The organism is Pseudomonas sp. Z1-12 (assembly GCF_051132015.1).
Taxonomy (GTDB): Bacteria; Pseudomonadota; Gammaproteobacteria; order Pseudomonadales; family Pseudomonadaceae; genus Aquipseudomonas; species Aquipseudomonas zanjanensis.
The window spans coordinates 1,778,810-1,797,992 of the sequence record NZ_CP071647.1 but is presented as its reverse complement, the minus strand read 5'-3'; the positions used below and the strand labels follow the sequence as shown (position 1 = coordinate 1,797,992).

Genomic DNA, 19,183 nt, shown 5'->3' with positions numbered 1-19,183 from the left:
CGCTCCCACATGGGGTCTGCAGTACGCCTCAGAACCCTGTGGGAGCGAGCTTGCTCGCGATGGCGATAGACCAGCCACCACAAAACCCAGGCTAGCCGCAAAAGCCCATTGGCCGTAGCATCCCCCTATTGTCTAGCCGAGGTCCCCCATGCTCATCCCCCACGACCAACTCGAAGTCGACACGCTCACTCGCCTGATCGAAGATTTCGTGACCCGCGACGGCACCGACAACGGTGACGACACGCCCCTGGAGACGCGGGTGCTACGGGTCCGGCAAGCCCTGACCAAAGGCCAGGCCTTGATTGTCTTCGACCCGGAAAGCGAACAGTGCCAACTGATGCTCAAGCACGACGTGCCCAAGCACCTATTCGACTGAACAGGCCTTGCGGGCGGCGTTAGCCTTTTTCCTCTGGATCTTTTCATAGATTTCGGAGCGATGGACATCGACGTGCCGTGGCGCTTCGACGCCAAAACGCACGGTGGTGCCACTGACCGACAGCACCCGGACGGAAATATCGTCACCGATGGAAATCAACTCGCCCACAGCACGGCTTAATACGAGCATGGTTCTTGTCCTTAAGAATGTCTGGACCCTGACCATGCCCGGCCTGCTTTCCGTTCTCAAGACACCGGCGAGAATTCAGTAAGGCCCTACAAGCAAAGTTCTTGCGACTGAAGGAAACGTCCTGCAAAAACCTGGCGAACCGTAGGTTATTTCAGGAAGCTGAGAGCCGTGGGCCGAATAGAATCACGCTCGCCCCCAACACGCAGAGCGCCACGCCAATCCAGTCGGAACCCAGTGGCCGGACCCGCTCCACCACGGCCAGCCAACCGATCGAGGCAACGATATAGATACCGCCATAGGCGGCGTAGGCGCGCCCGGCGTAAGTCGCTTCGATGCGGGTCAGCAACAGCGCGAACAAGGTCAGGCTGAGCAGCGCCGGGGCGATCCACCAGGCGCTCTTGCCCTGGCGCAGCCACATCCAAAAGGCGTAGCAACCGGCGATTTCAAACAGCGCGGCGAGAAAGAACCACAGGTAGTTGAGCATGCAGATGTCCATCAAGAGGGCCGAATGGCGCCATCCTGAGGACATCGCGCAGCCAGGTCAATTCAGGTTCTGGCGGGCCTTGGCGCGCATCTTGTCGGCCATGGCGGTCATTTCGTCGTAGAGCAACTGTGGGTTCTTCTGCTTGAGCGCCCAGGCCATGCGCCCTTGCTCATGGGGCAGGATCATGAACTGGCCGTCGGCGACTTGCTGGTAGATGTAGTCGGCAATGTCGGCAGCGCTGATCGGTGAGCTTTCCAGCAACTTGCCGACCTGAGCCTTCATGGCTGGGGTCGGCCCTCGGAAGGAGTCCAGCAGATTGGTCTGGAAAAACGACGGGCACACCACGTGGACGCCGACTTCCTGCTGCGCCAGTTCCACCAGCAGGCTTTCCGATAACGCCACGACACCCGCCTTGGCCACGTTGTAGTTGCTCATGGCTGGCCCCTGCATCAAGGCCGCCATGGAGGCGATGTTGATGATCTTGCCGCGGCTCTTTTCCAGCAATGGCAGGAACGCCTTGCAGCCCTTGACGACGCCCATCAGGTTGATCGCGATCTGCCAGTCCCAATCTTCCAGGGACAGTTCACTGAAAAACCCACCCGAGGCAACGCCGGCGTTGTTGACGATGATATCGATACCGCCGAGCTTTTCTTCGCAAGCCTGGGCGAACGCCGTCAACTGGCTGTAGTCGCGCACATCGCAACGCTGGATGAAGCCTTCACCACCGGCAGCGCGCACCAATTTCAGAGTTTCCACCAAGCCCGGCTCGCTGACATCCGACAAGGCCAGGCGCCAGCCTTCACGAGCCCAGCGCAGCGCGATTTCGCGACCCAGGCCGGAGCCGGCCCCTGTGATCATCATGCGATTTTGCATAGCAAACAGCCTTGTTCCGGGAGAGATAGGCCGAGTGTAGCGAAGGCGCCTGCCGGACCCACGCTCCATCAGATTGCTGAATGGCGAGGGCAAACTGTAGGAGCTGGTAGGGCTGTCTGATGAAAGCGTCAGGAAAGATCGCAGCCTCGTTTCACTCGACAGCGCCTACCAGCGCCTACAAAAACTTTGAATTTTTTACAGGACGTTACGGTCGGACTTATTAAGCCGCCCGGATTTAACACATGCGCGCTGGTAGTTGGAAGTTGCATCACTCCAGAACCAACCAATAAGGAAATCTACGATGGGCACAATACTTATCATTATTCTGATCCTCCTGCTGATCGGTGGTCTTCCGGTCTTCCCGCACTCCAGAAGTTGGGGTTACGGTCCGTCCGGTATCATCGGTGTAGTGTTGGTGGTGCTGTTGGTCCTGCTATTACTGGGCAAGATATAAACCACTAAGTAAGCGCAAAAAAAAGAGGCCTCTGCAGGCCTCTTTTTTTATGCTCGCCGTTTCTCAGTCCGGCTTGCCGTCAATCACGCCGGCGGTGTTATCCAGCAGGCTCTTGGTCGCGGTTTGCAGGAACGATTCGAGCTTGAGCTTCATCTCAGCCGTCTCCGGTGCATCCGGGATGACCTCTGCATGTGGATTGGCGCCCAGTTGATAACGGAACAGTTTCGGTGCCATTGCCTTTTCCTCCGGCAACACCAGGATCTTGTCGTCGTGGATAAGTGCGGTGGTCTGATCGCTACCCGACGGTTTGATCACGCCAAAACCGGTGTCGCCTGGCGGCAGATTCAACAGGTCGCGGCCCCAGCACTGGTTGCGCACTTCTCCGCCGAGCCGGCCCATGATGGTCGGGACGATATCGACCTGGGTGCCAATGGTGTGGTTGCGCTGGCCGAATTTTTCCTGGACGCCCGGCCCGATCAGCAGCATCGGCACATTGAAGCGGCCCAGGTCCATCTCGGTGATCTGGCGCTCGTTGCCGAAGCCATGGTCACCGACCACGACGAACAGGGTTTCCTTGAAGTAAGGTTCCTTGCGGGCCTTCTCGAAGAACTGGCCCAGCGCCCAATCGGAGTAACGCATGGCGGTCAGATGTTCGTTCAGGCGGCCACGGTCAGTGACCGGCTCCACCGGCAACGGCGTCGGCAGCGCATAAGGCGTATGGTTGGACAGGGTCTGCAGCAACGCATAGAACGGCTTGCCGTTTTCCCGCGCCTTGAGTTCGATCAGGCCCCGGTCGAACATGTCCTGGTCGGACACGCCCCAGGTCGGGTCGGAGAACACCGGGTTCACGTAGTCGTTACGCCCGATGAACGTGGTCATGCCCTGGCTGCTGAAGAAACCCGACTGGTTGTCCCAGGCAAAATCGCCGTTGTAGACATACACGTCGTCGTAGTTGCGGGCGCTGAGCAGTTGCGGCAGGCCCGACAGCTTGTGGCTGCCCTCCGGCGTCTGCATCAGGTATTCGAAACCCGGCAGGTTCGGGAAGCACGCCATGGTGGCGAACATGCCTTGGTGGGTGTGGGTGCCATTGGAGAAAAAACGGTCGAACAACAGGCCTTCCTTGGACAGTTTGTCCAGGTAAGGCGTGATGTTGCCCGGCGCGCCCAGGGCGCCCACCGAGTGACCGGCCATGCTCTCCATGAGAATCACGACCACGTTCTTGATCGGCAGGGTCTTGTCCGCTGGCGGCGTGTAGTCGCGGCGCACGGCGGCTGTCTCGGTGTCCACGAGTTTGTCGTCAGGCATCACCAGCATGTCGCGCACGGTCTGCTGTGCCAGCGGTTGCGCCAGGGTGGCTTTCCAGATGTTGTCGCGGTCTTCGGACATCCGGCTCTTGGCCGCCGCCACCAGCGACAAGGTGCCATTGAGGCCCAACTGGTTGGCGAAGTTCGAATCGGTGGTATAGACGTCGCCCCAACGCAGTGGCGGACCTTGGCGCAGGGTACCGCGCGCAGCGGCCACGGCCACCAGCAGGCAAACCATGAACACCGCGACACGCGCGTACCACGGGGCGAGCTGACGCGTGCCGATGCTGCCGCCGCTGAACGGCCCACGCGGGCGGGTGGCATGGTCGGCGCCCTTGAACGCCAGGCTCAGGATAAGGGTGCCGCCCACCCAGGCCAGCAGGTAGCGCACTACCGGAAAACCGTACCAGAGCATGCTCATCACGGTTTTCGGGTCTTCCTTCACATACTGGAAGACCAGGCCGTTGAGGCGCTGGTGGAATTCACGGTAGAAGTCCATCTCCATCAAGCCGAGGAACAGCGCAACACTGGAGGTTATGGTCAGCCAGAAACGAAAGAAGCCACGGGCGGCCATGGCCCTTGCGCTGAACAATGCCAGCAGCAACGGGATGCTGAGGTAGACCACCAGGCGCAAGTCGAAGCGCAGGCCATTGAAAAACGCTTCAACGAAGGTCGAGGCCGGGGTGTCGAGGATCATCTCGCGGTTGTAGACCAGCAGCGCCACGCGCAGCAGGCTCAGCATGACCATCATCACCAGGGCGCAAAGCAACGTGTAGGCCAGGTGCGATTTGACGGTCGGTTGCAGCAGGCGATGCGTGGTGCGCTGCTGACTCAGGGCGTCCGGGATTGCCATGTCGTTTAAGGACCCTATTGGAGTTGGAGTGACAAAAAAGAAACAACGGCGCGCCCTCTGTTGGCCAAAGCCTGGCCCCGGGGCTTGCGCGAGTGCGCAAATGTTGCACGAACGGCTACGGCATTGCCATTAAATAACCGGCGGCGATATGAGCGCGGGGGATTGTCCGCAAGATTTAGTGAAAATTTCGTTCAAAGAATATTCGGAAACACAAAAAGCCCGGCCTACTGCACGGTTGTGCCGAACGCTGTTGTGGTAGAGGACTTGATTGTGGCGAGGGAGCTTGCTCCCGCTCGGCTGCGCAGCAGTCGTAAAACCTGGATAGCGAAATATGCCCGACAGACCGCGGTGGCTGGATTGGGGCTGCTTCGCAGCCCAGCGGGAGCAAGCTCCCTCGCCACAGGGTTGCCGATCACTTCCAGATCAGTGTTAAACGATCACTTTCAGTGGAACTTGCGCCCCAGCCCCGCCGGCACGCCTTCGATGGTGGTTTCTTCCCACGGGCCGTTCGGGCTGACGGAACGGCTCCAACCGTTGTTCCAGCGGAAATAGGTGCGCTGGCGGTAGAACGTATTGGTCTGGTTATCCAGCACATAGACCCCCAGCTTGGCGTCCCAATGGCTGTTGCCACCCGGTGGCGGGGCGAAACTGGCGGAGGTACGTGGCACCGGCTTGGCCGGTTTGTTCGAGATGACTGGCTTGCCAGGAGGCGTGGACGGGGCCGGCTTGGTGGTCGGGGTCGACGGTGGAATCGGTGGCAGTGGCGCCGAGGGCTCCGGCGGACGCTGGACCGCGCAAGCGCTCAGGCCCATGACGAGCGTGAGCAGGGTGATACGAGCGATGGCGGTCATGGTGCGAATTCCTGTTATTTATCCGGGCTGTCGATGGTCAATTGTTGTTGCGCCGTGGTGCTGCTCGCCAGGGGCTGGCTGCGGCCGATCCACTCACCGGCGGTCGGCTGGCCGGCCCGGGAGATGCGCGCCATCAGTTGGACTTCGGGGAAGTTCGACAGTTTCAACTGGGGCATCATGGCGTCCGCATCGCCCAGTTCTACCGTGACCGGCAGATCGGCCACTGTCAGGCGCTTGGCGGCCAGGGGTGCCGGCGGGCCGGAAACGGCGCGGGCAAAGATGAACACGCTGTCGCCCGGCTGCACCTTGGCCTTGAGCTCCGGCGCCAGGTCGACGCGAACCTTGAGCAATGCACCGGTCTTGGCCTGCGGGGCCTGGACGACTTTGCCGCCGCTGGCTTGCAGTTTCTCGGTGGCCCGGGTAATGCCGCCCTGTAGGGCCTCACGGGATTTGTCACCTTCCGGCAACTGCGCGAGCAGGCGCCCCCAATAATCGATCGCCTCCTGGTAGCGTTCGCCTTCGAATGCGGCGATGCCCAACAGGCCAAGACTGGTGACTTCCTTCGGATCGAGCTTGAGCGCTTCGTCGGTCAAGGCCTGGACCTTATCCGACCATTTCTTGCCATCGGCGAAATACTGCGCCTGGGCCCACTGGCCCAACAGTTCCGGTTGGCGACCGGCGACCGCCACGGTGCGCTCGAAGATCTTCGCCGCATCCGCGGGCCGATCCTGGGCCATGTAGGTACGCCCGAGGAAATACAGGCCTTCGGCCGAGTCCGGCTGCGCCGCCACCGCGCGTTCCAGGCGCTGGGTCATCTCTTCCATCGACTGCGGCGCCTGGGCGAATTCGCGGGTCAGCTCGACCTTGTCACTGGCACCGAAATGCAGGTACAGCGCCAGGCCCAGCACCGGCACCAATACGGCGGCGAGCAACGGCAACGGTTTGCCTAGCCGGGATTCGCGCGGCGCATCGGCGCCCTCGGTGTCGGCGAGCAGCTCCCGGGCGGCTTCGGCACGACCGGTGTCCAGTTGCGCGGCGTTGAGCACGCCCTCCTCCCGCTCGGCTTGCAGTTCGGCCACGCGCTCCTGATACAGCGCCACGTTGAGGGCGGTGCGGTCCTCTTCGCGTTGAGCGCGACGACCACGCAGTACAGGGATCAACAGAAAACTCAGGGCAACCAGGAGAAGCAGACCTGCGGCGAGCCAGAAATCAATCATGCTTGGTTTTATCCAACAGTTGGTCGAGGCGCTGGCGCTCTTCGACAGAAAGCGTGTCCGGTGCGGCCGTGCGCTGGACCCGGCGCCGGCGCACGATGACTGCGATGATCACGAGACCACCGAGCAACAGCCCGGCGGGGCCGAACCAAAGCACCGCGGTCTTGGAGGACAGGGCGGGGTTGTAGCGCACGAACTCACCGTAGCGATCGACCATGAAGTCGATGATTTGCTGGTTGTCCTTGCCCTCGCCGAGCATGCGGAAGATTTCCTTGCGCAGGTCGGCGGCAATCGGGGCGTTGGAGTCGGCGATGTCCTGGTTCTGGCATTTGGGGCAGCGCAGTTCCTTGGTCAGCTCGCGAAACCGCTCGCGCTCGCCGTCGTTGGCGAATTCGTAGGTGTCGATGGCGGCCTGGGCCACGCATACCAGGCTCAACCCCAGGATGGCAGCGGCTAACCAGCGCTTCATGGCTTGGCCTCGTCCACCAGGGACTGGTATTTGGCGGCCAGTTTCTCGCGCCAGACCTGTTCGTCGATCACACCGACGAACTTGTCGCGGATCACGCCCTTGGCATCGATGAAGAAGGTTTCCGGCGCGCCATAGACGCCCAGGTTCAGGCCCAGGGAGCCGTCTTCGTCACGAATGTCCAATTGGTACGGATTGTGAAACTCGGCCAGCCACTTCAGAGCGTCGGCATTGACGTCCTTGTAGTTGACGCCGTAGATCACCACGCCGTTCTGGGCCAGCTTGTTCAGCACCGGGTGCTCGACCCGGCAGGAAATGCACCAGGTGCCCCACACGTTGACCAGCGCCGGCTTGCCCAGCAGGTCGGCGCGGGTCAGGGTCTTGTCGCCTTGCACCGAAGGCAGGGAAAACTCCGGGAATGGCTTGCCGATCATCGCCGAGGGCAACTCGCTCGGGTTCAGGTACAACCCCCGGTACAAGAACACCGCCATCAACAGGAACAGCGCCAGCGGCAACAGCATCAACCAACGTTTCATGCAGTGGCTCCCGTCACGCCCAGGGCTTCACGCACCCGGGTTCTCACCTTGACTCGATAGCGTCGATCCAGCGCCGCCAGTACCCCGCCCAGGCCGGTGAGCAAGCCACCGAACCAGATCCAGCGCACGAACGGCTTGACATGAACACGCACTGCCCACGCGCCGTCGCCCAGGGACTCGCCCAGGGCCACGTAGAGATCGCGAGTGAACCCGGCATCGATCCCGGCTTCGGTCATGACCGAGTTCTGCACGGTGTAGAGGCGTTTTTCCGGGTGCAGCACGGTGATTTCCTGACCGTTGCGAATGACCCGCACAGTGCCTTTGTCAGAGGTGAAGTTCGGCCCTTCGAAATGCTTGGCGCCTTCGAACACGAACTGATAACCCCCCAGGTCCATGGACTCCCCCGGCGCCAGGCGCAGGTCGCGCTCGGCACTGTTCTGGCTGGACAACACCACGCCCAAGGCGCAGACGGCGATGCCCAGGTGGGCGATCTGCATGCCCCAATAACTGCGGGTCAGGGATGGCAGGCCTTTGATCAGGCCTTTGTGGCGGGTCTTGTCGAAAATGTCCCGGACGCCGGCCAGCAACACCCAGGCCGCCAGCACGAACGTCGCCAGCACCGCCCAGTTGAAATCGCCGTAGGCCACGCCGGCCACCACGGCCAGGGCGGCCGTGCCCAGCAGCACCGGGGTCAACATGCCCAGTAGCCACTTGACCGGGGTGTCTTTCCAACGCACCAGCATACCGATGGCCATCACCACCATCAGGATCGCCATCAGCGGGATGAACAACGCGTTGAAGTACGGCGGACCCACCGACAGCTTGGCGCCGGACAGTGCGTCGAGCACCAGCGGGTACAACGTCCCCAGCAGGATCATCGACGCCGCCACCACCAGCACCAGGTTGTTGCCCAGCAACAGGGTTTCCCGCGACCAGAGGTTGAAGCCGACCTGGCTCTTGACCACCGGGGCACGCAGGGCGAACAGCGTCAGCGAACCGCCAACGACGAACAGCAGGAACATCAGGATGAACACGCCACGTTCAGGGTCCGAGGCAAAGGCATGCACCGACGTCAGCACGCCGGAACGCACCAGGAACGTGCCCAACAGGCTCAACGAGAACGCCGCGATGGCCAGCAGCACGGTCCAGCTCTTGAACACACCGCGCTTTTCCGTGACGGCGAGGGAGTGAATCAGCGCGGTACCCACCAGCCAAGGCATGAAGGATGCGTTTTCCACCGGATCCCAGAACCACCAGCCGCCCCAGCCCAGTTCGTAGTAGGCCCACCAGGAGCCCAACGTGATACCGACACCGAGGAAGGCCCAGGCGACGATGGTCCACGGCCGCGACCAGCGCGCCCAGGCGGCATCGAGGCGCCCGCCGAGCAACGCGGCGATGGCGAAGGCGAAGGCCACGGAAAAACCGACGTAGCCCATGTAGAGCATCGGCGGGTGAACGATCAGGCCGATGTCTTGCAGCAGTGGGTTGAGGTCGCGGCCATCCATCGGCATCTGCGGCAGGATGCGCTCGAACGGGTTGGACGTGACGATCAGGAACAGCAGGAAACCGGTGCTGATCATGCCCATGATCGCCAGTACGCGGGCGAGCATCACCCGTGGCAGTTGCCGGGAGAACACCGAGACGGCGAAGGTCCAGCCCGCGAGAATCAATGCCCACAACAACAGCGACCCTTCGTGGGCGCCCCACACCGCGCTGAACTTGTAATACCAGGGCAAGGCGCTGTTGGAGTTGCTGGCGACGTACTCCACGGAAAAATCGTCAGCCATGAACGCGTAGGTCAGGCAACCGAAGGCGAACAGCAGGAACGCGAACTGCCCCCATGCCGCCGGCTGTGCCAGGCCCATCCACAACCGGTCGCCACGCCAGGCACCGAGCAGGGGCACCACGGCCTGGACCAGGGAGAAACACAGGGCCAGGATCATCGCCAGGTGGCCCAACTCGGGAATAAAGATACCAGCCGTCATCGGTCAGCCCTCCTTCACTGGCGCGGGTGCCGACTGGCCGCTGTCTTTCAGGGCCTTGGTCACTTCCGGCGGCATGTATTTCTCATCGTGCTTGGCCAGCACTTCATCGGCGACCACTACGCCGTCAGCGTTGAGCTTGCCCAGGGCGACGATGCCCTGCCCTTCGCGGAACAGGTCCGGGAGAATGCCGCGATAGGTGATGGTCACGGTCTTGCTGAAATCGGTGACATTGAATTTCACGTCCAGCGAATCCCCGGAACGCACCAGTGAGCCCTGCTCCACCATGCCGCCGGCGCGGATGCGCGTGTCTTTCGGCGCTTCGCCATTGGCGATCTGGGTCGGGGTGTAGAACAGGTTGATGTTCTGCTGCAAGGCGCTGAGAGCCAGGCCGACCGCGGCACCGACACCCACCAGGATCGCCAGAATGATGACAAGACGTTTTTTGCGCAGCGGATTCACTGACCGTTCTCCCGGCGCAGACGACGCGCCTCTTGTTGCAGATACCGCTTGCGGGCCAGGATCGGCACCGCCACGTTGAGGGCCAGCACCACCAGGCAAATGCCATAGGCTGACCAGACATACAGGCCATGATGGCCCATGGCGAGGAAATCGCCGAATGACGCGAAACTCATCGAGCGGCCTCCAGGCTGTTCTGTACTTCGGCCTTCACCCAACTGGCCCGGGACTCGCGCTTGAGCACTTCCAGGCGCATGCGCAGCAACAACACCGCGCCAAAGAAACAGTAGAAGCCCAGTACCGTCAGCAGCAGCGGCAGCCACATTTCGACGGGCATCGCCGGTTTTTCGGTCAGGGTGAAGGTCGCGCCCTGGTGCAGGGTGTTCCACCACTCCACCGAATACTTGATGATCGGGATGTTGATCACGCCGACAATCGCCAGCACCGCGCAGGCCTTGGCCGCGCTGTCACGATTGCTGATGGCGTTGCCCAGCGCAATAAGACCGAAGTACAGGAACAGCAGGATCAGCATCGAGGTCAGCCGCGCATCCCAGACCCACCAAGAACCCCAGGTCGGCTTGCCCCAGATGGCCCCGGTGACCAGCGCCACGGCGGTCATCCAGGCGCCGATGGGGGCGGCACATTGCAGCGCCACGTCGGCCAGTTTCATCTTCCACACCAGCCCGACCACACCGCACACCGCCAGCATCACATAGATGGACTGGGCCAGCAGGGCCGTGGGCACGTGGATATAAATGATGCGAAAGCTGTTGCCCTGCTGGTAGTCCGGCGGGGCGAAGGCCAGGCCCCAGACCACGCCAGAACCCATCAATAGCAGCGCGAAGAGGCTCAACCAGGGGAGCAGTTTGCCGCTGATGCCGTAGAACCACTTGGGTGAGCCGAGCTTATGAAACCAGGTCCAGTTCATTGCTGTTTCCATCACGGTTGCGGTTCGCCATCACGAACCGCCGGGTCTGCCTTTACTTCCAGGGAAGTGGTCATTTTTTGACCAGGCCTCGTTATTATTCGCCGACGCTGATTTTCAGGCCAGCGGCTATTGCGAAGGGTGTCAGGGTTATCGCCAGGGCGGTCAGGCTCCCAAGCCACAGCAGATAACCGGTCGCGGGCATGCCTTGCAATGCGGCTTGCAAGGCACCGCTGCCCAGGATCAACACCGGGATATACAACGGCAGGATCAGCAGCGCCAACAACAGGCCGCCGCGCTTCAAACCCACCGTCAACGCCGCGCCCACCGCACCCAGCAAGCTCAGCACAGGAGTGCCCAGCAGCAGCGACACCAGCAGCACCGGCATGCACGCGGCGGGCAAGCCCAGCATCATCGCTAGCAGCGGCGAGAGCAGCACCAGTGCCAGCCCGGAAAAAACCCAGTGTGCCAGTACCTTGGCCAAAACCAGAAGGGCCAGGGGGTGCGACGAAAGGACCCACTGTTCCAGTGAGCCGTCTTCGAAATCACTGCGGAAAAGCCCGTCCAGCGAGAGCAGGACCGATAAAAGCGCGGCCACCCAGACCAGTCCTGGAGACAAGGTTTGCAACAATTGAGTCTCCGGACCGACCGCCAACGGGAAGAGCGCGATGACAATCGCGAAGAATACCAGCGGATTGGCCAATTCGGCCGGACGACGAAACAGCAGGCGCGCCTCGCGGGCAAGCAGCAGGCCAAACACACTCATACGGCCCAGTTCCCCAGATCGATATTGCGATAACCGGACGGCATCCGCGCCAGCGTATGGTGGGTCGTCAACAGGACCATGCCGCCGTTCTCGCAGTGCCGGGCCAGGTGTTCCTCGAGTTGCGCGACGCCCTGCTTGTCCAGGGCCGTGAACGGCTCGTCGAGAATCCACAGCGGCGGGCTGTCCAGGTACAACCGGGCCAAGGCCACTCGGCGCTGCTGGCCGGCGGACAGGGTGTGGCTCGGCACGTCTTCGAAGCCGCGCAGCCCGACCGCCGCCAACGCTTGCCAGATCGCCTCGCGCTCGGCCGGCGTATGCAGCGCACAGAGCCAACTGAGGTTTTCTTCGGGGGTCAGCAAATCCTTGATGCCCGCGGCGTGGCCGATCCAGAGCAGGTTACGGGCCAGTTCGCTGCGCTGGCTGTGCAAGGGCTGGCCATTAAGCAACACTTGCCCTGCGGTGGGCTGCATCAACCCGGCGAGCAGGCGCAACAGACTGGTCTTGCCACTGCCGTTGGGGCCACTGATCTGCACCATGTCGCCAGGCGAGAGTCTCAATTCCAGATGTTCGAAAAGCAGCCGCAAGTCTCGCTCACAGGCGAGGCCAACGGTTTGCAGGAGAGGACTGGTCAAGGGATCGCGGGCCTTATACGGTGTTCAAGTCGGCGGTGCAGCGGCCGTTAAAGAGGTGCAGCATAGATGCTTTGACGGCCTGTTCCACAGAGCTGCGTCAAACAATTGCAAGGTTTTCGCCACTCCCTGAAAGACGGGCGGCATTATACATGCCCTGACCTACTCTCAAGAGAGCTTATTTCCCCAAGGTAAGACCGCAAATGACAGGCGACATGAACATCCTGCCGCTGCCCCAGGCCACGGCAACGACGCGTATGCCAACGGTGACGGGGGAGCTGCTCAAGTTGCTGGCGCCAGCCGAAGGGCTGATCGGGCCCGGCCAGACCGCCAAGGCCGAAGTGCTGTCGCTCAAGCAGGCGGACCAGACTTTTCAGCTACTGCTCAAGGTCACCCTGGAAAGCGGTCGACAGGCCACCGTACAGGCCACCAGCACCCAGCCACTGCCCCAGGGCACCAGCCTGGCCGTGACCCAGCCGTCCGCCAGCAACTTGGCGATTGCCGTGCAACAGGCCGTTGCTTCCAGCGTTGCCACCTTGACGCGGATCGACACCGCGCAGATGCCGGTGGGCACGTTGCTGCAAGGCAAGGTGTTGACCAGCCAGGCGTTGCCCGCCTTACCCGGACAGCCGGTGGTCTACCGGTCGTTGGTGAGCCTGCTCAACACCGCCCAGGCTGGCAGCACCCTGGACATCGACAGTCCCCAACCGCTGCGCATCGGCACACTCTTGAGCGCCCAGGTGCAAGATGCCCAGACGCTGAAATTCGTACCCCTGAGCAACCGTCAGGAGCAACTGGCGGTGAGCCAGCAACTGGTCACCCAAGTCAGCCGCCAGGGCTCGCTGGACGGCCTGATCACTGCGCTGCAAAACCTCCCCGTCACTGATGACACAGAAACACAGCTGCGTGCGGCGGTGACTCGCTTGCTGGCAGGCCTGCCGGATGCCCAGCAACTGAGCACGCCCAAGGGCGTGGCCCAGGCCATGATCGCCAGCGGTGTGTTCCTGGAAAGTAAACTGCTCGCCGGACAGCCACCGAACCTGGCGCCGGACATGAAGGGCGACCTGCTGAAACTGATTGCCCAGCTGACACCGGCCCTGCCCGCCTCGACCAACCTCGGTGCCATCATTGCCGCCAACACGCTGGCCCAGGCCCTGCCGAGTTTCGTACGCAGTGCCCTGGGGATGCTCGGCCAGGTCAGCGCCAAACCGTCACCCACCAGCTTTCCGCTGCCCTCCCGGCAGCTGAAAGAGCAGGACGAAGAAGGCGACCTGGAACACCTGCTGCGCCTGGCCGCCGCGGCCGTGTCGCGCCTGCAAAGCCATCAGTTGTCGAGCCTTGAACAGACCGGCCTGACCGACGACGGCCGACTGATGAGTACCTGGCAGTTGGAGATCCCGATGCGCAACCTGCAGGACATCGTGCCATTGCAGGTCAAGTTCCAGCGCGAGGAAACCCCGCCCCGGGAACACCCCGACGAACGCCGGGAAGAACGCGAGCCGAAACAGCAGCTCTGGCGGGTGGAACTGGCGTTCGACGTGGAACCGCTCGGCCCCTTGCAGGTCCAGGCCCAGTTGCTCAGCGGTAGCCTGTCCAGCCAGTTATGGGCAGAACGGCCGTACACCGCGAGCCTGATCGAAAGCAACTTGACCGCCTTGCGTGAACGCCTTGTGACCTGTGGCCTGAACGTCGGTGATCTGGACTGCCACCTCGGCACTCCGCCCCAAGGTCCCAAGACTCGCCTGGAACAACGCTGGGTGGACGAAACCGCATGACCACCCACACCGAACCCCGCCAGGCCATCGCCCTCAAGTACGACGGCCACCACGCCCCGACCCTCACCGCCAAGGGCGACGAGGCCCTGGCCGAGGAAATCCTGCGCATCGCCCGCGAAAGCGAAGTACCAATCTATGAAAATGCCGAACTGGTGAAGTTGCTGGCACGGATGGAGCTGGGGGACAGCATCCCGGAGGAACTGTACCGCACGATTGCCGAGATCATCGCGTTCGCCTGGAACCTCAAGGGCAAGTTTCCCCAAGGCTATGACCCGCACGGGCCGAGTGTCGAGAAGGATGTGACCGACCGCGGTGACGATTACTGATCTGTGGCGAGGGGATTTATCCCCGCTGGGTTGCGCAGCGACCCCATTTTTGCGGCTGCTGCGCACCCGAGCGGGGATAAATCCCCTCGCCACAGGGGCTGGGCTGGAAAGATTGGCGCGCCAGAAAACCTGTGGGAGCGAGCTTGCTCGCGATGGGGCCCTGTCAGTCGATATTGATTTGACCGGAACACCGCTATCGCGAGCAAGCTCGCTCCCACAGTGGATCTGCGGCAGGACGCGACATCGTGGCGAGGGAGCTTGCTCCCGCTCGGCTGCGCAGCAGTCGCAAAACCGGGCGATACGGTCTGCTGCGGGGGCCCGCTTCGCAGGCCAGCGGGAGCAAGCTCCCTCGCCACAAGCGCTGCGTGGGCTGGAATGATCAGGCGTGAGCAGCAGAAAAACCTGTGGGAGCGAGCTTGCTCGCGATGGGGCCCTGTCAGTCGATATTGATTTGACCGGAACACCGCTATCGCGAGCAAGCTCGCTCCCACATTGAATCTGCGGCAGGACGCGACATCGTGGCGAGGGAGCTTGCTCCCGCTCGGCTGCGCAGCAGTCGCAAAACCGGGCGATACGGTCTGCCTGGGAACAATGCTGGGGCCCGCTTCGCAGGCCAGCGGGAGCAAGCTCCCTCGCCACAAGCGCTGCGTGTGCTGGAATGATCAGTCGTGAGCAGCAGAAAAACCTGTGGGAGCGAGCTTGCTCGCGATGGGGCCCTGTCAGTCAATATTGATTTGACTGGCACACCGCTATCGCGAGCAAGCTCGCTCCCACAGTGGATCTGCGGCAGGACGCGACATCGTGGCGAGGGAGCTTGCTCCCGCTCGGCTGCGCAGCAGTCGCAAAACCGGGCGATACGGTCTGCTGCGGGGGCCCGCTTCGCAGGCCAGCGGGAGCAAGCTCCCTCGCCACAAGCGCTGCGTGGGCTGGAATGATCAGGCGTGAGCAGCAGAAAAACCTGTGGGAGCGAGCTTGCTCGCGATGGGGCCCTGTCAGTCGATATTGATTTGACCGGAACACCGCTATCGCGAGCAAGCTCGCTCCCACATTTCGATCGGAGTAACGCGATCAGCCGCCCTTGTGCAGCTTGCTCATCAACTCCGCCTCGGCCTGGGTCAGGCCGCAGGCTTGGGTCAGTTCGTCGACGCTGGCGCCCATGCCTACCAGGCGGGCGGCCTGGGCGAAAGACAGGCTGGAGGGGTCGCGCTGTTCCAATTGGGCGAGTTTGTCCGGCAACGGCGCAACCACGGCACGCAGCTCATGGAGCGCTTCGCCCATGCGCACGGTGCCGTTCTGGTAATCGTCGACGCGCTTGGCCAGGTCCTTGATGCGCTGGTCGCGCAGCGCATCGCCCTGGGCCTGCTGAGCGGCGATCTGCCGCTGGCCACGTATGTATGCCAAGAACATCGCCAGCGTGCCTGCCCAGAAAAGGAACAGGACAATGACTGCTACCTCAAGAATCAAATCAGATACTCTCCAGTTCCGACCACTCTTCTTCGCTCATCATCTTGTCCAGTTCAACCAGAATCAGCAACTCGTTGTTCTTGTTGCACACGCCCTGAATGAACTTGGCGGACTCTTCGTTACCCACGTTCGGCGCGGTTTCGATTTCCGACTGGCGCAGGTAAACCACTTCGGCGACGCTGTCGACCATGATGCCAACCACTTGCTTGTCGGCTTCGATGATGACGATCCGGGTGTTGTCGCTGATCTCGGCGTTCATCAGGCCGAAGCGCTGACGGGTATCGATCACGGTGACCACGTTGCCGCGCAGGTTGATGATGCCCAGCACATAGCTCGGTGCACCCGGTACCGGGGCGATCTCGGTATAGCGCAGCACTTCCTGAACGCGCATCACGTTGATGCCGTAGGTTTCGTTATCGAGCTTGAAGGTCACCCATTGCAGAATCGGATCTTCAGAACCCTTTTGAGACGACGCCTTATCATTCATACCCTGACCCCTCGAAAAACCGCCTGTGGCGGCGTGTATTCTGTCCGGTGACGCTGCGCGCCACCGGTTGTCTTATTTCGGTTTCTGGACCGGCTTCTTGCTGCCGCCCAAGTGTTTTGCCCCGCCGCTGGCGATCAGCTCCGCCAGTTCGGAAACGTCCAGCAAGGCGCACATGTGCTCGATCACCGTACCGGCCAGCCATGGCCGTTGCCCTCGATGGCTGCGCCACTTGATCTCGTTCGGGTCCAGGCGCAGCGAACGGCTGACCTGGTGCACCGCCAATCCCCACTCATAACCTTGCACCGAAATCACGTATTGCAAGCCCTGGCGAAAGTCATCGCGATAACGGTCCGGCATGACCCAGCGCGCCGTATCCAGCACCTTCAGGTTGCCGGCCTGGCTCGGCAGGATCCCGAGGAACCATTCCGGCTGGCCAAACAACGGCGTCAATTCCTGACCGGCCAGGGAGTAGATCGATCCCAGGCAGACCAGCGGCACTGCCAGGGTCAACCCGGCCACATCGAACAACAAACACTCGAACGGCTCGGCCGCCCAGGCCGGACGGTCGTCGCCCGGCACCGGTGGCGGCGGACTGCTCGGCGGCAAGTGGACTTCCACCACCGGCGTCACCAGGCTCTGCAGCAACGGGGCAACGGTCGAGACCGGCGCCAGGATCGGCGCTGGTGCTTGAATCACTGCCAGTTGCGGCTTGATGAGCGGTGCTTCGACCGCCGCAGCCACCACTGGTTTGCGTGCATCACGGGCCTGCTCTTCGAGCACGGCCGCTTGAAATTCATCCAGCACACCCTCGGCTTCGACGGGGTCGGGCAACGCCTCGATCACGCTTGGCGGCGGTGGTAGTTCTTCGGTCGCTTCCTGCAACAGCCCATCCAGATAGGACTGCAGGGCCATTTGCGGACGCGAGGTTGTCTTTATCGGGCGGCTCATGGGAACAGTGCGCCACTTGAAGAGGTTATCGGCATGAATGCGCTAGGACTTGAGTGCTCGCGAACGAACACGATGCCAGTGGAAAGCCTCGTCACCTTAAGCCACCTGCTGCGGAACAAGCTGTTGGGCCAGCAGGTGCTTGAGCAGCGCCCGGTAAGCCAGTACGCCACGGCTCTTGCCATCGAATTGCGAAGGGGTCACACCGGCACGGCTGGCATCGCGCAGGCGCGTATCAACGGGGATATAGCCTTGCCAGATGTCCTCCGGGTACATGTCCCGCAAGACGCGCAGGGTGCCCAGGGACGCCTGGGTGCGACGGTCGAACAGGGTCGGCACGATGTTGAAGGCCAGCGTCTGCTTGCGCGAACGATTGACCATCGCCAGGGTATTGACCATGCGCTCCAGGCCCTTGACCGCCAAATGCTCGGTCTGCACCGGGATCACCAACTGCTGGCTGGCCGCCAGGGCATTGACCATCAGCAAACCCAGCAACGGCGGGCTGTCGATGATCGCGTAATCGAAATCCTGCCACAGCTGCGCCAGACTCTTGGCGATCACCAGGCCCAGGCCACTCTGCCCAGGCGACTGTCGCTCCAGGGTCGCCAGCGCAGTGCTCGACGGCAACAGGGAAATCCGCTCGTCGCTGGTGGACAACAGCAACTGCCCCGGCAGGCCCTCGGGCACCACGCCCTTGTGCAGGAACAGGTCGTAGTTACTGTGCTCCAGGCTGTCGGGATCGTAGCCGAAATAACTGGTCATCGAGCCGTGGGGGTCCAGGTCGACGATGACCACGCGCTTGCCCGCCTCGGCCAGCAACCCGGCTAAAGCGATGGAAGATGTGGTCTTGCCCACACCACCTTTTTGATTGGCGACTGCCCAGACTCTCATTCGGATCGTTCCTCCCGGCCGAAACAGGCTCGACCGAGAAATAGCTCGGTTATAAAGCGGGTGACGGAGAATTGACGGCACTCTGTCTTCCCGGCGACTTGACCGGTGCCGGTGCAGTTTGTGTGCCAGCCCGCTTCAATGCCGCGTCCGGGGTTGCATTGGCCGTACCGGTACCGGTCAGGCTGCGACGCACATCGAGGTTGCGCGACACCACCAATATTACGCGACGGTTGCGCGCACGCCCTTCAGCAGTGGCGTTGTTGGCCACCGGCTGGAACTCGCCATACCCCACCGATGCCAAGCGCCCGGGATTGAGTCCCTGCATCGCCAGCATGCGCACGATGCTCGCCGAGCGGGCCGAGGACAGTTCCCAGTTGGTCGGATATTGCGCGGTACGGATCGGCTGGTCGTCGGTGAAGCCTTCGACGTGGATCGGGTTGTCGAACGGCTTGAGGATCGCCGCGACCTTATCGATGATGTTGAACGCCATGTCGCTGGGCATGGCGTCGCCACTGCCGAACAACAGGCTGGAATTGAGTTCGATCTCGACCCACAGCTCGTTGCCGCGCACGGTCATCTGGTTGGAGCTGATCAGATCGCCGAACGCCGCGCTGATGTCGTCGGCAATACTTTTCAACGGATCGCTACTGCCGGCGATACCGGCGTCGACCTGCTCGCTGTCCTTGACCAAGGGTTTGGCTGGCGTGGTGGTCTTGGGCCGTTCCTCGCCGATCGGAATGGGCTTGAGAGCGCGGTCGGAATCAGTGAAGACCCCGATCAACGCCTCGGAAATGACTTTGTACTTGCCTTCGTTGACTGACGAAATCGAATACATGACCACGAAAAAAGCGAACAGCAGCGTGATGAAGTCGGCGTAGGAAACCAGCCAGCGTTCATGGTTGACGTGTTCTTCACGATGCCTGCGACGTGCCAT

The 19,183-nt window shown here is 62.1% G+C and carries 23 protein-coding genes; 4 read left to right on the top strand and 19 right to left on the bottom strand.

The window, feature by feature from the left end; translation table 11 throughout:
- Window positions 1-148 precede the first annotated feature (148 nt).
- Entirely contained in the window at window positions 149-376 is a 228-nt protein-coding gene (locus J3P85_RS08070) for a YheU family protein (RefSeq protein ID WP_003199186.1), read from the top strand.
- Here J3P85_RS08070 and csrA read toward each other — a convergent pair.
- The 3 genes from csrA to J3P85_RS08055 form a co-directional block, all read right to left on the bottom strand.
- Entirely contained in the window at window positions 365-565 is a 201-nt protein-coding gene (csrA, locus tag J3P85_RS08065) for a carbon storage regulator CsrA (RefSeq protein ID WP_053120338.1), read from the bottom strand. The two genes, J3P85_RS08070 and csrA, sit on opposite strands and share 12 nt — an antisense overlap.
- Before the next feature lie 151 nt (window positions 566-716).
- Entirely contained in the window at window positions 717-1,049 is a 333-nt protein-coding gene (locus tag J3P85_RS08060) for a YnfA family protein (RefSeq protein WP_434705414.1), read from the bottom strand.
- 57 nt (window positions 1,050-1,106) lie between these two features.
- Complete coding sequence (locus J3P85_RS08055; protein WP_434705413.1) at window positions 1,107-1,922, bottom strand: SDR family oxidoreductase; 816 nt, start codon at window positions 1,920-1,922, stop codon at window positions 1,107-1,109.
- 301 nt (window positions 1,923-2,223) lie between these two features.
- Between J3P85_RS08055 and J3P85_RS08050 the strand changes: the two genes are divergently transcribed.
- Complete coding sequence (locus J3P85_RS08050) at window positions 2,224-2,376, top strand: DUF3309 family protein (protein ID WP_003183939.1); 153 nt, start codon at window positions 2,224-2,226, stop codon at window positions 2,374-2,376.
- A 63-nt stretch (window positions 2,377-2,439) separates the two neighbouring features.
- Here J3P85_RS08050 and J3P85_RS08045 read toward each other — a convergent pair whose 3' ends face one another.
- The 11 genes from J3P85_RS08045 to ccmA all read right to left on the bottom strand — a co-directional run bounded on the left by J3P85_RS08045 (window position 2,440) and on the right by ccmA (window position 12,364).
- Window positions 2,440-4,533 (bottom strand): LTA synthase family protein, encoded by a 2,094-nt coding sequence (locus J3P85_RS08045; protein ID WP_434705412.1) that lies wholly within the window; start codon window positions 4,531-4,533, stop codon window positions 2,440-2,442.
- A gap of 443 nt (window positions 4,534-4,976) precedes the next feature.
- Entirely contained in the window at window positions 4,977-5,384 is a 408-nt protein-coding gene (locus J3P85_RS08040) for a hypothetical protein (protein WP_434705411.1), read from the bottom strand.
- A gap of 14 nt (window positions 5,385-5,398) precedes the next feature.
- Window positions 5,399-6,601: a c-type cytochrome biogenesis protein CcmI gene (ccmI, locus tag J3P85_RS08035; RefSeq protein ID WP_434705410.1), complete on the bottom strand. Its 1,203-nt coding sequence runs from the start codon at window positions 6,599-6,601 to the stop codon at window positions 5,399-5,401.
- Entirely contained in the window at window positions 6,594-7,067 is a 474-nt protein-coding gene (locus J3P85_RS08030; protein WP_434705409.1) for a cytochrome c-type biogenesis protein, read from the bottom strand. The genes ccmI and J3P85_RS08030 overlap by 8 nt, the downstream gene beginning before the upstream one ends.
- Complete coding sequence (locus tag J3P85_RS08025; RefSeq protein ID WP_186728631.1) at window positions 7,064-7,600, bottom strand: DsbE family thiol:disulfide interchange protein; 537 nt, start codon at window positions 7,598-7,600, stop codon at window positions 7,064-7,066. The genes J3P85_RS08030 and J3P85_RS08025 overlap by 4 nt, the downstream gene beginning before the upstream one ends.
- Complete coding sequence (locus J3P85_RS08020; RefSeq protein ID WP_434705408.1) at window positions 7,597-9,585, bottom strand: heme lyase CcmF/NrfE family subunit; 1,989 nt, start codon at window positions 9,583-9,585, stop codon at window positions 7,597-7,599. Before J3P85_RS08020 ends, J3P85_RS08025 begins: the two co-directional genes overlap by 4 nt.
- 3 nt (window positions 9,586-9,588) lie before the next feature.
- Window positions 9,589-10,044, bottom strand: coding sequence for a cytochrome c maturation protein CcmE (gene ccmE / locus J3P85_RS08015; protein WP_186704692.1), 456 nt, complete (start codon window positions 10,042-10,044; stop codon window positions 9,589-9,591).
- On the bottom strand, window positions 10,041-10,217 hold the full coding sequence (ccmD, locus tag J3P85_RS08010) for a heme exporter protein CcmD (protein WP_003199159.1): 177 nt from the start codon (window positions 10,215-10,217) through the stop codon (window positions 10,041-10,043). The genes ccmE and ccmD overlap by 4 nt, the downstream gene beginning before the upstream one ends.
- Window positions 10,214-10,969 carry a heme ABC transporter permease gene (locus tag J3P85_RS08005; RefSeq protein WP_081352495.1) on the bottom strand — a complete coding sequence of 252 codons (756 nt, stop codon included), beginning with the start codon at window positions 10,967-10,969 and terminating at the stop codon, window positions 10,214-10,216. The genes ccmD and J3P85_RS08005 overlap by 4 nt, the downstream gene beginning before the upstream one ends.
- 94 nt (window positions 10,970-11,063) lie before the next feature.
- Window positions 11,064-11,732, bottom strand: a complete 669-nt coding sequence (gene ccmB / locus J3P85_RS08000; protein WP_003183957.1) for a heme exporter protein CcmB — start codon at window positions 11,730-11,732, stop codon at window positions 11,064-11,066.
- On the bottom strand, window positions 11,729-12,364 hold the full coding sequence (ccmA, locus tag J3P85_RS07995) for a cytochrome c biogenesis heme-transporting ATPase CcmA (RefSeq protein ID WP_434705407.1): 636 nt from the start codon (window positions 12,362-12,364) through the stop codon (window positions 11,729-11,731). Before ccmA ends, ccmB begins: the two co-directional genes overlap by 4 nt.
- Before the next feature lie 200 nt (window positions 12,365-12,564).
- Here ccmA and J3P85_RS07990 point away from each other — a divergent pair, with 200 nt between their 5' ends.
- Both J3P85_RS07990 and J3P85_RS07985 read left to right on the top strand, forming a co-directional pair.
- Window positions 12,565-14,136, top strand: a complete 1,572-nt coding sequence (locus J3P85_RS07990) for a flagellar hook-length control protein FliK (RefSeq protein ID WP_434705406.1) — start codon at window positions 12,565-12,567, stop codon at window positions 14,134-14,136.
- Window positions 14,133-14,462: an EscU/YscU/HrcU family type III secretion system export apparatus switch protein gene (locus J3P85_RS07985; RefSeq protein ID WP_434705405.1), complete on the top strand. Its 330-nt coding sequence runs from the start codon at window positions 14,133-14,135 to the stop codon at window positions 14,460-14,462. The genes J3P85_RS07990 and J3P85_RS07985 overlap by 4 nt, the downstream gene beginning before the upstream one ends.
- A 1,068-nt stretch (window positions 14,463-15,530) precedes the next feature.
- On the opposite strand, the gene J3P85_RS07980 is transcribed toward J3P85_RS07985, so the two are convergent.
- The 5 genes from J3P85_RS07980 to motD all read right to left on the bottom strand — a co-directional run bounded on the left by J3P85_RS07980 (window position 15,531) and on the right by motD (window position 19,183).
- On the bottom strand, window positions 15,531-15,926 hold the full coding sequence (locus J3P85_RS07980) for a DUF2802 domain-containing protein (RefSeq protein WP_003183966.1): 396 nt from the start codon (window positions 15,924-15,926) through the stop codon (window positions 15,531-15,533).
- A 1-nt stretch (window position 15,927) separates the two neighbouring features.
- Window positions 15,928-16,413 carry a chemotaxis protein CheW gene (locus J3P85_RS07975; RefSeq protein WP_003199144.1) on the bottom strand — a complete coding sequence of 162 codons (486 nt, stop codon included), beginning with the start codon at window positions 16,411-16,413 and terminating at the stop codon, window positions 15,928-15,930.
- 72 nt (window positions 16,414-16,485) lie between these two features.
- On the bottom strand, window positions 16,486-17,361 hold the full coding sequence (locus tag J3P85_RS07970; RefSeq protein ID WP_434705404.1) for a CheW domain-containing protein: 876 nt from the start codon (window positions 17,359-17,361) through the stop codon (window positions 16,486-16,488).
- A 96-nt stretch (window positions 17,362-17,457) separates the two neighbouring features.
- Entirely contained in the window at window positions 17,458-18,249 is a 792-nt protein-coding gene (locus J3P85_RS07965) for a ParA family protein (RefSeq protein WP_053120309.1), read from the bottom strand.
- A gap of 49 nt (window positions 18,250-18,298) precedes the next feature.
- A complete protein-coding gene (motD, locus tag J3P85_RS07960) occupies window positions 18,299-19,183 on the bottom strand; it encodes a flagellar motor protein MotD (protein WP_053120307.1) in 885 nt (294 codons plus the stop codon).